The following is a 13,895-nucleotide window of genomic DNA, read 5'->3' on the forward strand; positions in this document are numbered from 1 at the left end:
TTATCCCCCTAGTTTCGACTTATCGCGCACCGCACCTTTGTCGGCGCTGGTTGCCAGGCTGGCGTAAGCGCGCAGCGCAAAGGAGACCTGACGCTGACGATCTTTTGGCGTCCAGGCTTTGTCACCACGAGCTTCTTGCGCTTCACGGCGCGCAGCGATTTCCGCATCGCTCAGTTGCAGTTGAATGCCTCGATTCGGGATATAGATAGCAATCATGTCGCCATCTTCGATAATTGCGATATTACCGCCGCTGGCCGCTTCAGGAGAAACGTGACCAATGGAAAGCCCCGAAGTACCGCCAGAGAAACGACCGTCGGTAATCAGCGCGCAGGCCTTACCGAGACCCATCGATTTCAGGAAGGAGGTTGGGTAGAGCATTTCCTGCATGCCTGGCCCGCCCTTCGGCCCTTCGTAGCGAATCACCACCACGTCGCCGGCAACCACTTTACCGCCGAGGATAGCTTCAACCGCATCGTCCTGGCTTTCATACACTTTTGCCGGGCCGGTGAATTTCAGGATGCTGTCATCCACACCAGCAGTTTTTACGATACAGCCGTTTTCCGCGAAGTTACCGTACAGGACTGCCAGGCCGCCGTCTTTGCTGTAAGCATGTTCCAACGAGCGAATGCAACCTTCTGCGCGGTCATCATCCAGGGTGTCCCAACGACAATCCTGCGAGAACGCCTGGGTGGTACGGATGCCAGCCGGACCTGCGCGGAACATTTTTTTCACCGCGTCGTCTTTGGTCAGCATAACGTCATAACTATCGAGCGTTTGCGGCAGAGTCAGCCCCAGCACGTTTTTCACGTCGCGGTTCAGTAGCCCGGCGCGATCCAGCTCACCTAAAATGCCCAGTACGCCGCCCGCGCGGTGCACGTCTTCCATATGGTATTTCTGCGTACTCGGCGCAACTTTACACAGCTGCGGGACTTTGCGGGACAACTTATCAATATCACTCATGGTGAAGTCGATTTCCGCTTCCTGCGCGGCCGCCAGCAGGTGCAGAACGGTGTTGGTGGAGCCGCCCATCGCGATATCCAGCGTCATGGCGTTCTCAAACGCCGCCTTGCTGGCAATGTTGCGCGGCAGGGCTGAAGCGTCATCCTGCTCGTAGTAGCGTTTGGTCAACTCGACTATGCGTTTACCTGCGCTGAGGAACAGCTCTTTACGGTCGGCATGAGTCGCCAACAGCGAACCGTTACCCGGCTGCGACAGACCCAGCGCTTCGGTCAGACAGTTCATCGAGTTGGCGGTGAACATCCCGGAGCACGAGCCGCAGGTCGGACAGGCCGAACGTTCAACCTGCTCGCTCTGCGAGTCGGAGACTTTCGGGTCTGCGCCCTGAATCATCGCATCAACCAGATCAAGCTTGATGATTTGGTCAGAGAGCTTGGTTTTCCCGGCTTCCATTGGGCCGCCGGAAACAAAGATCACCGGAATATTCAGCCGCAGAGAGGCCATTAACATCCCGGGGGTGATTTTATCGCAGTTAGAGATGCAGACCATCGCATCGGCGCAGTGGGCGTTAACCATATATTCCACTGAATCGGCGATCAGCTCACGCGACGGCAGTGAATAAAGCATGCCGCCATGACCCATGGCGATACCATCATCCACGGCAATGGTGTTGAACTCTTTCGCCACGCCGCCTGAGGCTTCGATTTGTTCGGCAACCAGCTTACCGAGATCGCGCAGGTGGACGTGGCCCGGCACAAACTGGGTAAAGGAGTTCACCACAGCGATAATCGGTTTACCGAAGTCATCATCGGTCATCCCGGTGGCGCGCCACAGTGCGCGGGCACCCGCCATATTGCGGCCGTGGGTGGTGGTGGCAGAACGATACTTAGGCATGCTTGATTAACTCCCGTCTGTCTTTCCCCTGCATATTTCACGCCGAAGGTGCGTTGGCTGCCTCGCTCCCCCCAGTCACCTACTAAAGTAAGCTCCTGGGGCTCGCTGCGTTGCCGTCTTTCTGCAACATGAACTATTTTGGGGAAATATTAATTTTGTTATTGGTTTACTGAATCCAACCAGCCGTATTTATCTTCCGTTTCACCGGTGAAGAGGCCAAAGAAGGCCTGCTGGATGCGTTTGGTGACCGGACCGCAGCGGCCTTCGCCCACCTGAATACCATCGACGCTGCGTACTGGGGTGATTTCGGCCGCGGTACCGGACATGAACACTTCGTCGGCCAGGTACAGCGATTCACGAGACAGCACCTGCTCACGCACTTCGATATCGAGATCTTTCGCCAGCTTAATGATCGCGTCACGGGTGATACCCGGCAGCGCGGAAGAGGTAAACGGCGGGGTAAACAGAATGCCGTCTTTTACTTCAAACAGGTTTTCGCCCGCACCTTCGGAGATGTAGCCATTCACATCCAGCGCAATGCCTTCCTGGTAGCCATGACGACGCGCTTCACTACCCACCAGCAGCGAAGACAGATAGTTACCACCTGCTTTAGCAGCGGTAGGAATCGTGTTCGGCGCAACGCGGTTCCAGGAAGAAACCATCGCGTCGATCCCCTGCTCCAGCGCTTCAGCACCGAGGTAAGCCCCCCATGGGAATGCGGCGATTATCACATCAGTGGTATATCCCGCAGGCGGGTTAACGCCCATCCCTACGTCGCCAACAAACACCAGCGGACGGATATAGGCGCTGGTCAGGTTGTTTTTACGAATCACCTCACGGCAAGCTTCCATCAGCTCATCAACGCTCTGAGAAACGGGAAAACGATAGATCTTGGCTGAATCACGCAGACGCTGCATATGTTCGCGATGACGGAACACTACCGGCCCTTTGTGAGAATCGTAGCAACGGATCCCTTCAAATACAGAAGTACCGTAGTGCAGCGCGTGGGACATCACGTGGACCTTCGCGTCTTCCCAACGAATCATCTCGCCATTAGACCAAATGTAATCAGCTTTTTTCGTCGTCATTTTTCTTCCTTTTGCGCTCAGGCGCGGATTTGTTGTGATGTGGTTGTGCTCTGGCAGATAGCAACATGTGCAACATCTACCAGTTTACTTAACTGACTAAACAGTAAGTCGACCGACCGGGGGCTGGCAACGGTCAATTCGATATTTATATTCTGCGCATCGCTGGCGGCTTCCATATTCATGGAGCACACCAGAAAACCACGATGGCGTACCACGCGTAAAACACGTTCTAACGTTTCCGGATTGAAACGAGCCTCAACGGCGACCTGATGTTGCATCATGATAATTTCTCCAGCATTTCTGAGTTACTGGCGCCAGGTGGCACCAGAGGCCAGACATTCTCAAGTTCGTCGATTGAGACATGAAGCAAGTATGGCCCCTCGCTGTTCAGCATGGTGTCGAGTGCCGCTTCAACCTGGTCTTTACGGGTGATGTGTTGACCAGGAATGCCGAAGGCTCTGGCCAACATGAGGAAATCGGGGTTATCGGTAAGGGTGGTTTCGCTATAACGTTCCTGGAAAAACAGCTGCTGCCATTGTCGCACCATGCCTAACCGCTGGTTGTCGAGTAAAACTATCTTCAGCGGCAACTGCTTGCGTTTTACGGTGCCCAATTCCTGTACATTCATCATGAAGGAACCGTCACCGGAGATACATATTACCGTATCATTCGGGCGAGCAACCTGCGCGCCAACCGCTGCTGGCAGGCCAAAGCCCATCGTCCCCAGACCGCTCGACGTGATGAAGTTTTCAGGACGAGTGTAGGTCATATGCTGTGCCGACCACATCTGATGCTGGCCAACATCCGTTGTCACTACGCTATCCGCAGGTTTGCGATCGGATAACTGCTTTAACAACAGTGGCGCATAGATAGCTTCCCCCGGATGGTCGTAGCGCCAGATATGTTCTGCGCGCAGTTCAGCGCTGTGCTGACGCCATTCGTCAATCTTCATCAATTGCTGTAATGCTGGCAGAAGAGAATTTAAATCCCCCTGCAGCGCCACGTGTGCCTGGCGCAGTTTGTTCATTTCCGCCGGGTCGATATCCATGTGGATTACGCTGGCGTTCGGTGCGAAGGTATTCAGCTTGCCAGTCACCCGGTCATCAAAACGTGCGCCAACCGCAATCAGTAAATCGCACTCTTGCACCGCGAAATTCGCGGCTTTAGTACCGTGCATTCCCAACATCCCCAAATAGTACGGGTAGTCAGCATCTACTGCGCCCAGACCTTTCAGCGTGCAGGCGACCGGCATTTGGGTTACCGCGATAAATTCACGCAGGGCCGGGACCGCCTGCGCCATACCTACGCCACCACCTACGTACAGGATGGGTTTTTGTGCCTGCGCCAGCATATTACGTGCCTGCTCAACGTCAGCGTGCGGAAACGTCTCTACGTTTTCGACGGTCGTAAAATATGGCTCCAGCGTACCGCTGGCTAATTGGATGTCTTTCGGGATATCAACCAGAACCGGACCCGGACGACCGGAATTCGCCACGGAGAAAGCCTCAGCCATGATACGCGGCAGTTCTTCGAGTGACTGTACCAGGAAGCTGTGTTTGGTGCAGGACAGAGACATCCCCAGCACGTCCACTTCCTGGAACGCATCCGTTCCGATGAAAGGTGATGCCACCTGACCGGTGATCGCCACCACTGGAACAGAATCTAACAGCGCATCGGCAAGGCCCGTGATCAGGTTGGTTGCGCCAGGGCCGGAAGTAGCGATACAAACGCCGGTTTTACCGGTCGCACGGGCATAGCCAATCGCCGCCATTGCCGCACCCTGCTCGTGTCGGCACAACAGGTGCTCTACGCCGCCGTCATACAACGCATCGTAAACCGGCATAATTGCGCCACCAGGATAACCAAAGACGGTTTGAACCCCTTGTGCACGCAACGCATGTACCACCCACTGTGCCCCATTCATAGTTACATCCCCGCCGTAAATCTTGAGAAACAGAATTTTATGCTACCGTTCACTTTCTGCTCCTCGTGTATGTTTTTAAGGTCAAAAAAAACCCCCGGACCTTTCGGTGCGGGGGTCTTAGTTCGTTAAGGCTTGTTTTCTAAGCCTTTCCTCGTCCAAGTGCAGCCCCGCACGGTGGGATAATAATCACCACCACGCTAATCACGACCAGGCTAATCACTCGTAGAAGGGCTGTCATTTTTGTATTTTCTTGCATCTTGTTCGAAGGAATACCTAAAGAGTTACCATAGAATTTGCAGATGACACAAGATATTTTTTTATTCGTTTTTCTGACGTCGTTAACGGTTTAGATAAATACCGTTGTTTTTTATACAAAAAAATCAAAAATGAAAATATTTCACGCTTCAGGCGATCATCGGTAACCCGATCCCCAATACAAACACCATTCAAAAGCATTTGCGGGCGTCATTCCAGGCTTAATGCAAGCAGTTATACGTTGCGCAAAAATACGGGAATCAGCATCTAAAAACCGTAATTATATGAAATCTTGCCGCGATGTATTACGACATAATACTTTTATCAGGAGGGATTATGTCACTATCGATTGTTCACACACGCGCCGCGCTAGGCGTGAATGCGCCAGCCATTACCATCGAGGTACATATCAGCAACGGCCTGCCTGGTTTAACCATGGTGGGGCTGCCCGAAACGACGGTGAAAGAGGCTCGCGATCGGGTACGCAGTGCGATTATTAATAGCGGTTATGAATTCCCGGCAAAGAAGATAACTATAAACCTCGCTCCGGCCGATCTCCCGAAAGAAGGGGGGCGATATGATTTACCTATCGCTGTTGCGCTTCTGGCCGCTTCTGAGCAGCTTACACCCCACAATCTCGACACCTACGAGCTGGTAGGTGAATTAGCGCTTACAGGCGCGCTACGCGGCGTTCCCGGCGCGATATCAAGCGCAACCGAGGCCATTCGTGCAGGCAGGCGAATTATTGTCGCAAAAGAGAATGCCGCTGAAGTTGGACTGATACACGGCGAAGGGTGCCTGATCGCCGATCACCTGCAGACCGTATGCGCATTTCTCGAAGGTAAGCATGATTTAGACAGGCCATCATCCGCAGATTTTACGCCTAACGCATTAGCTGATGATCTGAGCGATGTTATCGGCCAGGAACAGGGTAAACGCGGGCTGGAGCTTACCGCAGCAGGCGGCCACAACCTCTTGCTCATCGGCCCGCCTGGTACGGGAAAGACTATGCTAGCCAGTCGACTCAGAGGGCTACTCCCTCCACTTAGCAACGATGAAGCGCTGGAAAGTGCCGCGATACTCAGTCTGATCCATTCCGACACGATACAAAAACAGTGGAAGCAGCGCCCTTTTCGCTCGCCACATCACAGTGCTTCATTAACCGCCATGGTCGGTGGAGGCTCTATTCCTGCGCCAGGAGAGATCTCTTTGGCGCACAACGGCATACTGTTTCTGGATGAACTACCCGAGTTTGAGCGGCGCACGCTGGATGCACTGCGCGAACCCATCGAGTCCGGGCAGATCCATCTATCCCGCACCAGAGCAAAAATAACCTATCCCGCACGCTTTCAACTCATAGCTGCGATGAATCCAAGCCCGACGGGCCATTATCAGGGGAACCATAACCGCTGTACCCCAGAACAGACACTGCGCTACCTAAATCGATTGTCAGGTCCATTTCTTGACCGCTTCGACCTCTCCCTCGAAATTCCCTTACCGCCGCCCGGTATACTCAGCCAGAGCGCGATGAAAGGGGAAAATAGCGCAACGGTGAAGCAACGTGTTATGGCAGCGCGAGAGCGTCAGTATCAGCGACAAAATAAGTTAAACGCACATCTGGACAGTCAGGATATCCATAAATACTGCCTACTGCGTAGCGACGATGCACAGTGGCTTGAAGAAACGCTCGCTCATCTCGGATTGTCTATCCGCGCCTGGCTGCGCCTGATTAAGGTCGCTCGAACGATTGCGGATATCGAACAATGTGATCACATCTCTCGCCAGCATTTACAGGAGGCCGTTGGGTACCGAGCGATAGACAGGTTACTCATTCATCTGCAGAAATTACTGACATAAAAAAAGGGCTTTCGCCCTTTTTTTATTAATCATCAGATTCGGTGTAGTCTTCTGCGCCTTCCACCTGAGGTTTCCCACCCGATAAGGTGTGGAAACGTTTTGGACGCTTAATACGCGTCATGTATTTAGACCACACACGTTCAGCTTCGGTAACCGGCTCACGTTCACCACGGCATACCGCAACAAACAGTTTTTCTTCTTCAGTTACCGGCTCACGCTTGCCCAGATCCAGCTCGTTGAAAGCATAACCGTGACGCTCAAGCAGTTGTGCTTCTTTAATGGTGAAATCACCATGACGGGAGAATCCGCGGGGATAATATTTATTATCGAAATATCGATTAGTCGTCGTAAAGCTTTCCGCCATCCTGCACGCTCCTAATTCTTTGGCCGAGCTATTTATGGCGCGGAGTATTAGTTACGCTTGACAGAGCGTCAAACAAAAGATTTAAATCATAACGACAAATAATTTTATGGAGCGAGTTGTGGATACGGAATTGTTAAAAACTTTCCTGGAAGTTAGCCGGACACGCCACTTTGGCAGGGCTGCTGAAGCGCTCTACCTGACCCAATCAGCGGTTAGTTTCCGGATCAGACAACTGGAAAATCAATTGGGTGTAAACCTGTTCACCCGACACAGAAACAATATCCGTTTAACCGCTGCAGGTGAAAAATTATTGCCTTACGCCGAAACGTTGATGAATACGTGGCAGGCAGCACGTAAGGAAGTCGCGAATACCTCGCGGCATAACGAGTTTTCTATCGGCGCCAGCGCATCTCTCTGGGAGTGCATGCTTAATGACTGGTTGAGGCGTTTGTATCAATCTCAGGAGCCACAATCCAGCCTGCAGTTTGAAGCGAGGATCGCTCAACGCCAATCGTTAGTAAAACAGCTTCATGAACGACAGCTTGATCTACTGATTACTACCGAAACACCCAAAATGGACGAATTTAGCAGCCAACTGTTGGGATATTTCACGCTGGCGCTCTATTGCAGCTCTCCTTCGCAAACCAAAGATGAGCTGAATTATTTACGCCTGGAATGGGGACCCGATTTCCAACAACACGAAGCGGGACTAATAGCGGGAGATGAAGTGCCGGTACTCACCACCAGTTCGGCAGAATTGGCCAGGCAGCAACTTTCAGTGATTAAGGGCTTTAGCTGGCTTCCCGTCAACTGGGCCAAAACCAAAAGCGATCTCCATACTGTTACCGACAGTACAACGCTTTCACGTCCTTTATATGCAGTTTGGCTGCAAAACAGCGATAAAAATGGACTAATTTGCGATCTGCTGAGAACAGATATTCTGGAAAATTAAAGAAAATATAGGCAAGGATGCCGGGAGTAAAACAGCAGGAAGGCATAATTCAAATTGCAGGTAAAAAAAAATCCTTAGCAAAAATGCTAAGGATTATTTCTGGCAGGGGCGGAGAGACTCGAACTCGCGACACCCGGTTTTGGAGACCGGTGCTCTACCAACTGAGCTACGCCCCTAAATTTTCTTATCATTAAGCCTGCTTGGTAGCAGGCTTAATTTTCTAATAAGTGGCGGAACGGACGGGACTCGAACCCGCGACCCCCTGCGTGACAGGCAGGTATTCTAACCAACTGAACTACCGCTCCACCGAATTTCTTTGTCACTACCCGGATTATTCATCCCGGTTTACTGCAATTTGATGCCTGGCAGTTCCCTACTCTCGCATGGGGAGACCCCACACTACCATCGGCGCTACGGCGTTTCACTTCTGAGTTCGGCATGGGGTCAGGTGGGACCACCGCGCTACAGCCGCCAGGCAAATTCTGTCTATCAACACACTTTTCGCATGTCGATGTAATCTGTAATCAAGCTGAATTTCGATGTCTCATCCGCCAAAACATCTTCGGCGTTGTAAGGTTAAGCCTCACGGTTCATTAGTATCGGTTAGCTCAACGTATCGCTACGCTTACACACCCGACCTATCAACGTCGTCGTCTTCAACGTTCCTTCAGGACCCTTAAAGGGTCAGGGAGAACTCATCTCGGGGCAAGTTTCGTGCTTAGATGCTTTCAGCACTTATCTCTTCCGCATTTAGCTACCGGGCAATGCCATTGGCATGACAACCCGAACACCAGTGATGCGTCCACTCCGGTCCTCTCGTACTAGGAGCAGCCCCCCTCAATTCTCCAGCGCCCACGGCAGATAGGGACCGAACTGTCTCACGACGTTCTAAACCCAGCTCGCGTACCACTTTAAATGGCGAACAGCCATACCCTTGGGACCTACTTCAGCCCCAGGATGTGATGAGCCGACATCGAGGTGCCAAACACCGCCGTCGATATGAACTCTTGGGCGGTATCAGCCTGTTATCCCCGGAGTACCTTTTATCCGTTGAGCGATGGCCCTTCCATTCAGAACCACCGGATCACTAAGACCTGCTTTCGCACCTGCTCGAGCCGTCACTCTCGCAGTCAAGCTAGCTTATGCCTTTGCACTAACCTCCTGATGTCCGACCAGGATTAGCTAACCTTCGTGCTCCTCCGTTACTCTTTAGGAGGAGACCGCCCCAGTCAAACTACCCACCAGACACTGTCCGCAACCCGGATTACGGGTCTACGTTAGAACACCAGCCATTAAAGGGTGGTATTTCAAGGTTGGCTCCATGCAGACTGGCGTCCACACTTCAAAGCCTCCCACCTATCCTACACATCAAGGACCAGTGTTCAGTGTCAAGCTATAGTAAAGGTTCACGGGGTCTTTCCGTCTTGCCGCGGGTACACTGCATCTTCACAGCGAGTTCAATTTCACTGAGTCTCGGGTGGAGACAGCCTGGCCATCATTACGCCATTCGTGCAGGTCGGAACTTACCCGACAAGGAATTTCGCTACCTTAGGACCGTTATAGTTACGGCCGCCGTTTACCGGGGCTTCGATCAAGAGCTTCTCCTTACGGATAACCCCATCAATTAACCTTCCGGCACCGGGCAGGCGTCACACCGTATACGTCCACTTTCGTGTTTGCACAGTGCTGTGTTTTTAATAAACAGTTGCAGCCAGCTGGTATCTTCGACTGATTTCAGCTCCATGAGTAAATCACTTCACCTACATATCAGCGTGCCTTCTCCCGAAGTTACGGCACCATTTTGCCTAGTTCCTTCACCCGAGTTCTCTCAAGCGCCTTGGTATTCTCTACCTGACCACCTGTGTCGGTTTGGGGTACGATTTTGTGTTACCTGATGCTTAGAGGCTTTTCCTGGAAGCAGGGCATTTGTTACTTCAGCACCGTAGTGCCTCGTCATCACACCTCAGCGTTAACAAGACTCCGGATTTACCTGGAATCTCCGCCTACATGCTTAAACCGGGACAACCGTCGCCCGGCTAACATAGCCTTCTCCGTCCCCCCTTCGCAGTAACACCAAGTACAGGAATATTAACCTGTTTCCCATCGACTACGCCTTTCGGCCTCGCCTTAGGGGTCGACTCACCCTGCCCCGATTAACGTTGGACAGGAACCCTTGGTCTTCCGGCGTGCGGGTTTTTCACCCGCATTATCGTTACTTATGTCAGCATTCGCACTTCTGATACCTCCAGCATGCCTCACAGCACACCTTCAACGGCTTACAGAACGCTCCCCTACCCAACAACACATAGTGTCGCTGCCGCAGCTTCGGTGCATGGTTTAGCCCCGTTACATCTTCCGCGCAGGCCGACTCGACCAGTGAGCTATTACGCTTTCTTTAAATGATGGCTGCTTCTAAGCCAACATCCTGGCTGTCTGTGCCTTCCCACATCGTTTCCCACTTAACCATGACTTTGGGACCTTAGCTGGCGGTCTGGGTTGTTTCCCTCTTCACGACGGACGTTAGCACCCGCCGTGTGTCTCCCGTGATAACATTCTTCGGTATTCGCAGTTTGCATCGGGTTGGTAAGTCGGGATGACCCCCTAGCCGAAACAGTGCTCTACCCCCGAAGATGAATTCACGAGGCGCTACCTAAATAGCTTTCGGGGAGAACCAGCTATCTCCCGGTTTGATTGGCCTTTCACCCCCAGCCACAAGTCATCCGCTAATTTTTCAACATTAGTCGGTTCGGTCCTCCAGTTAGTGTTACCCAACCTTCAACCTGCCCATGGCTAGATCACCGGGTTTCGGGTCTATACCCTGCAACTTAACGCCCAGTTAAGACTCGGTTTCCCTTCGGCTCCCCTATTCGGTTAACCTTGCTACAGAATATAAGTCGCTGACCCATTATACAAAAGGTACGCAGTCACCCCATAAAGAGGCTCCCACTGCTTGTACGTACACGGTTTCAGGTTCTTTTTCACTCCCCTCGCCGGGGTTCTTTTCGCCTTTCCCTCACGGTACTGGTTCACTATCGGTCAGTCAGGAGTATTTAGCCTTGGAGGATGGTCCCCCCATATTCAGACAGGATACCACGTGTCCCGCCCTACTCTTCGAGTTCACAACACATGCACTTTTGTGTACGGGGCTGTCACCCTGTATCGCCGGACTTTCCAGACCGTTCCACTACCACACATGCTGATTCAGACTCTGGGCTGCTCCCCGTTCGCTCGCCGCTACTGGGGGAATCTCGGTTGATTTCTTTTCCTCGGGGTACTTAGATGTTTCAGTTCCCCCGGTTCGCTTCATTACGCTATGTATTCACGTAATGATAGTGTGACGAATCACACTGGGTTTCCCCATTCGGAAATCGCCGGTTATAACGGTTCATATCACCTTACCGACGCTTATCGCAGATTAGCACGTCCTTCATCGCCTCTGACTGCCAGGGCATCCACCGTGTACGCTTAGTCGCTTAACCTCACAACCCGAAGATGTTTCGTAAAACACTTCAGCATTGCGAAAATTTGAGAGACTCGGACACACCGCTTTTCATTTCTTATTACGGAGAAATGAAACAGTGTGTCGTTTCAATTTTCAGCTTGATCCAGATTTTTAAAGAGCAAATATCTCAAACGAGACTCGAAAGTCTGTTTTGAGATACTTCGGTCGGCGACTTTCACTCACACATACCAGCAAGTGGCGTCCCCTAGGGGATTCGAACCCCTGTTACCGCCGTGAAAGGGCGGTGTCCTGGGCCTCTAGACGAAGGGGACACTGAAGTCTCAATCGCAAGACGCCTTGCTATTTACTTTTCATCAGACAATCTGTGTGAGCACTACAAAGAACGTTTCTTTAAGGTAAGGAGGTGATCCAACCGCAGGTTCCCCTACGGTTACCTTGTTACGACTTCACCCCAGTCATGAATCACAAAGTGGTAAGCGCCCTCCCGAAGGTTAAGCTACCTACTTCTTTTGCAACCCACTCCCATGGTGTGACGGGCGGTGTGTACAAGGCCCGGGAACGTATTCACCGTGGCATTCTGATCCACGATTACTAGCGATTCCGACTTCATGGAGTCGAGTTGCAGACTCCAATCCGGACTACGACATACTTTATGAGGTCCGCTTGCTCTCGCGAGGTCGCTTCTCTTTGTATATGCCATTGTAGCACGTGTGTAGCCCTACTCGTAAGGGCCATGATGACTTGACGTCATCCCCACCTTCCTCCAGTTTATCACTGGCAGTCTCCTTTGAGTTCCCGACCGAATCGCTGGCAACAAAGGATAAGGGTTGCGCTCGTTGCGGGACTTAACCCAACATTTCACAACACGAGCTGACGACAGCCATGCAGCACCTGTCTCACGGTTCCCGAAGGCACCAAGGCATCTCTGCCAAGTTCCGTGGATGTCAAGAGTAGGTAAGGTTCTTCGCGTTGCATCGAATTAAACCACATGCTCCACCGCTTGTGCGGGCCCCCGTCAATTCATTTGAGTTTTAACCTTGCGGCCGTACTCCCCAGGCGGTCGACTTAACGCGTTAGCTCCGGAAGCCACGCCTCAAGGGCACAACCTCCAAGTCGACATCGTTTACGGCGTGGACTACCAGGGTATCTAATCCTGTTTGCTCCCCACGCTTTCGCACCTGAGCGTCAGTCTTTGTCCAGGGGGCCGCCTTCGCCACCGGTATTCCTCCAGATCTCTACGCATTTCACCGCTACACCTGGAATTCTACCCCCCTCTACAAGACTCTAGCCTGCCAGTTTCGGATGCAGTTCCCAGGTTGAGCCCGGGGATTTCACATCCGACTTGACAGACCGCCTGCGTGCGCTTTACGCCCAGTAATTCCGATTAACGCTTGCACCCTCCGTATTACCGCGGCTGCTGGCACGGAGTTAGCCGGTGCTTCTTCTGCGAGTAACGTCAATTGCTGCGGTTATTAACCACAACACCTTCCTCCTCGCTGAAAGTACTTTACAACCCGAAGGCCTTCTTCATACACGCGGCATGGCTGCATCAGGCTTGCGCCCATTGTGCAATATTCCCCACTGCTGCCTCCCGTAGGAGTCTGGACCGTGTCTCAGTTCCAGTGTGGCTGGTCATCCTCTCAGACCAGCTAGGGATCGTCGCCTAGGTGAGCCGTTACCCCACCTACTAGCTAATCCCATCTGGGCACATCCGATGGCAAGAGGCCCGAAGGTCCCCCTCTTTGGTCTTGCGACGTTATGCGGTATTAGCTACCGTTTCCAGTAGTTATCCCCCTCCATCGGGCAGTTTCCCAGACATTACTCACCCGTCCGCCACTCGTCACCCAAGGAGCAAGCTCCTCTGTGCTACCGTTCGACTTGCATGTGTTAGGCCTGCCGCCAGCGTTCAATCTGAGCCATGATCAAACTCTTCAATTTAAGTTTGATGCTCGTGAATTAAACTTCGTAATGAATTACGTGTTCACTCAGAGACTTGGTATTCATTTTTCGTCTTGCGACGTTAAGAATCCGTATCTTCGAGTGCCCACACAGATTGTCTGATAAATTGTTAAAGAGCAGTGCCGCTTCGCTTTTCTCAGCGGCGCGGGGTGTGCATATTACGCCATCCCGCTACAGAGTCA

General features: G+C 52.3%; 8 protein-coding genes, 3 tRNA genes and 3 rRNA genes. 2 read left to right on the forward strand and 12 right to left on the reverse strand.

The genetic code is table 11. The features are described 5' to 3' along the window. The 5 genes from ilvD to ilvL form a co-directional block, all read right to left on the reverse strand. Nucleotides 1-1,851 carry a dihydroxy-acid dehydratase gene (gene ilvD, locus HV314_RS25140; protein ID WP_181546984.1) on the reverse strand — a complete coding sequence of 617 codons (1,851 nt, stop codon included), beginning with the start codon at nucleotides 1,849-1,851 and terminating at the stop codon, nucleotides 1-3. Nucleotides 1,852-2,009: 158 nt separating this feature from the next. Then, nucleotides 2,010-2,939, reverse strand: a complete 930-nt coding sequence (locus HV314_RS25145) for a branched-chain amino acid transaminase (protein WP_003829030.1) — start codon at nucleotides 2,937-2,939, stop codon at nucleotides 2,010-2,012. Between the two features lie 17 nt (nucleotides 2,940-2,956). Beyond that, complete coding sequence (gene ilvM / locus HV314_RS25150; RefSeq protein WP_181546986.1) at nucleotides 2,957-3,220, reverse strand: acetolactate synthase 2 small subunit; 264 nt, start codon at nucleotides 3,218-3,220, stop codon at nucleotides 2,957-2,959. Next, entirely contained in the window at nucleotides 3,217-4,863 is a 1,647-nt protein-coding gene (gene ilvG / locus HV314_RS25155; protein ID WP_094761726.1) for an acetolactate synthase 2 catalytic subunit, read from the reverse strand. Before ilvG ends, ilvM begins: the two co-directional genes overlap by 4 nt. Before the next feature lie 139 nt (nucleotides 4,864-5,002). Next, on the reverse strand, nucleotides 5,003-5,101 hold the full coding sequence (gene ilvL, locus HV314_RS25160) for an ilv operon leader peptide (protein ID WP_001311244.1): 99 nt from the start codon (nucleotides 5,099-5,101) through the stop codon (nucleotides 5,003-5,005). Between the two features lie 353 nt (nucleotides 5,102-5,454). Here ilvL and HV314_RS25165 point away from each other — a divergent pair, with 353 nt between their 5' ends. Next, nucleotides 5,455-6,975 (forward strand): YifB family Mg chelatase-like AAA ATPase, encoded by a 1,521-nt coding sequence (locus tag HV314_RS25165; RefSeq protein ID WP_046274875.1) that lies wholly within the window; start codon nucleotides 5,455-5,457, stop codon nucleotides 6,973-6,975. A 25-nt stretch (nucleotides 6,976-7,000) separates the two neighbouring features. Here HV314_RS25165 and maoP read toward each other — a convergent pair whose 3' ends face one another. Further along, nucleotides 7,001-7,339 (reverse strand): macrodomain Ori organization protein MaoP, encoded by a 339-nt coding sequence (gene maoP / locus HV314_RS25170; RefSeq protein ID WP_003018025.1) that lies wholly within the window; start codon nucleotides 7,337-7,339, stop codon nucleotides 7,001-7,003. A 106-nt stretch (nucleotides 7,340-7,445) separates the two neighbouring features. Here maoP and hdfR point away from each other — a divergent pair, with 106 nt between their 5' ends. Next, entirely contained in the window at nucleotides 7,446-8,291 is an 846-nt protein-coding gene (gene hdfR, locus HV314_RS25175) for an HTH-type transcriptional regulator HdfR (protein WP_095715764.1), read from the forward strand. Nucleotides 8,292-8,391: 100 nt separating this feature from the next. Here the strand turns inward: hdfR and HV314_RS25180 are convergent. From HV314_RS25180 to HV314_RS25205, 6 genes are all read right to left on the reverse strand, one after another. Next, a tRNA-Trp gene (locus HV314_RS25180) sits at nucleotides 8,392-8,467 on the reverse strand. 52 nt (nucleotides 8,468-8,519) lie between these two features. Further along, nucleotides 8,520-8,596 (reverse strand) — tRNA-Asp (locus HV314_RS25185). Nucleotides 8,597-8,651: 55 nt separating this feature from the next. Further along, nucleotides 8,652-8,767 (reverse strand): 5S ribosomal RNA (gene rrf / locus HV314_RS25190). A gap of 96 nt (nucleotides 8,768-8,863) precedes the next feature. Next, nucleotides 8,864-11,770, reverse strand: a 23S ribosomal RNA gene (locus HV314_RS25195). A 219-nt stretch (nucleotides 11,771-11,989) separates the two neighbouring features. Further along, nucleotides 11,990-12,065 (reverse strand) — tRNA-Glu (locus HV314_RS25200). 85 nt (nucleotides 12,066-12,150) lie between these two features. Beyond that, nucleotides 12,151-13,692: ribosomal RNA gene (locus HV314_RS25205) — 16S ribosomal RNA — on the reverse strand. Together the 16S, 23S and 5S rRNA genes with 3 tRNA genes alongside form the textbook arrangement of a ribosomal RNA operon. Between the last annotated feature and the right edge of the window lie 203 nt (nucleotides 13,693-13,895).

The organism is Citrobacter sp. RHBSTW-00887, assembly GCF_013728095.1.
In the GTDB taxonomy this organism is placed as follows: domain Bacteria; phylum Pseudomonadota; class Gammaproteobacteria; order Enterobacterales; family Enterobacteriaceae; genus Citrobacter; species Citrobacter braakii.

Coding starts and splice junctions, on each gene's coding strand:
- maoP (WP_003018025.1), bottom strand. CDS start 7,339: ATGGCGGAAAGCTTTACGACGACTAATCGATATTTCGATAATAAATAT.
- ilvL (WP_001311244.1), bottom strand. CDS start 5,101: ATGACAGCCCTTCTACGAGTGATTAGCCTGGTCGTGATTAGCGTGGTG.
- hdfR (WP_095715764.1), top strand. CDS start 7,446: ATGGAGCGAGTTGTGGATACGGAATTGTTAAAAACTTTCCTGGAAGTT.
- ilvM (WP_181546986.1), bottom strand. CDS start 3,220: ATGATGCAACATCAGGTCGCCGTTGAGGCTCGTTTCAATCCGGAAACG.
- ilvD (WP_181546984.1), bottom strand. CDS start 1,851: ATGCCTAAGTATCGTTCTGCCACCACCACCCACGGCCGCAATATGGCG.
- ilvG (WP_094761726.1), bottom strand. CDS start 4,863: ATGAATGGGGCACAGTGGGTGGTACATGCGTTGCGTGCACAAGGGGTT.
- HV314_RS25165 (WP_046274875.1), top strand. CDS start 5,455: ATGTCACTATCGATTGTTCACACACGCGCCGCGCTAGGCGTGAATGCG.
- HV314_RS25145 (WP_003829030.1), bottom strand. CDS start 2,939: ATGACGACGAAAAAAGCTGATTACATTTGGTCTAATGGCGAGATGATT.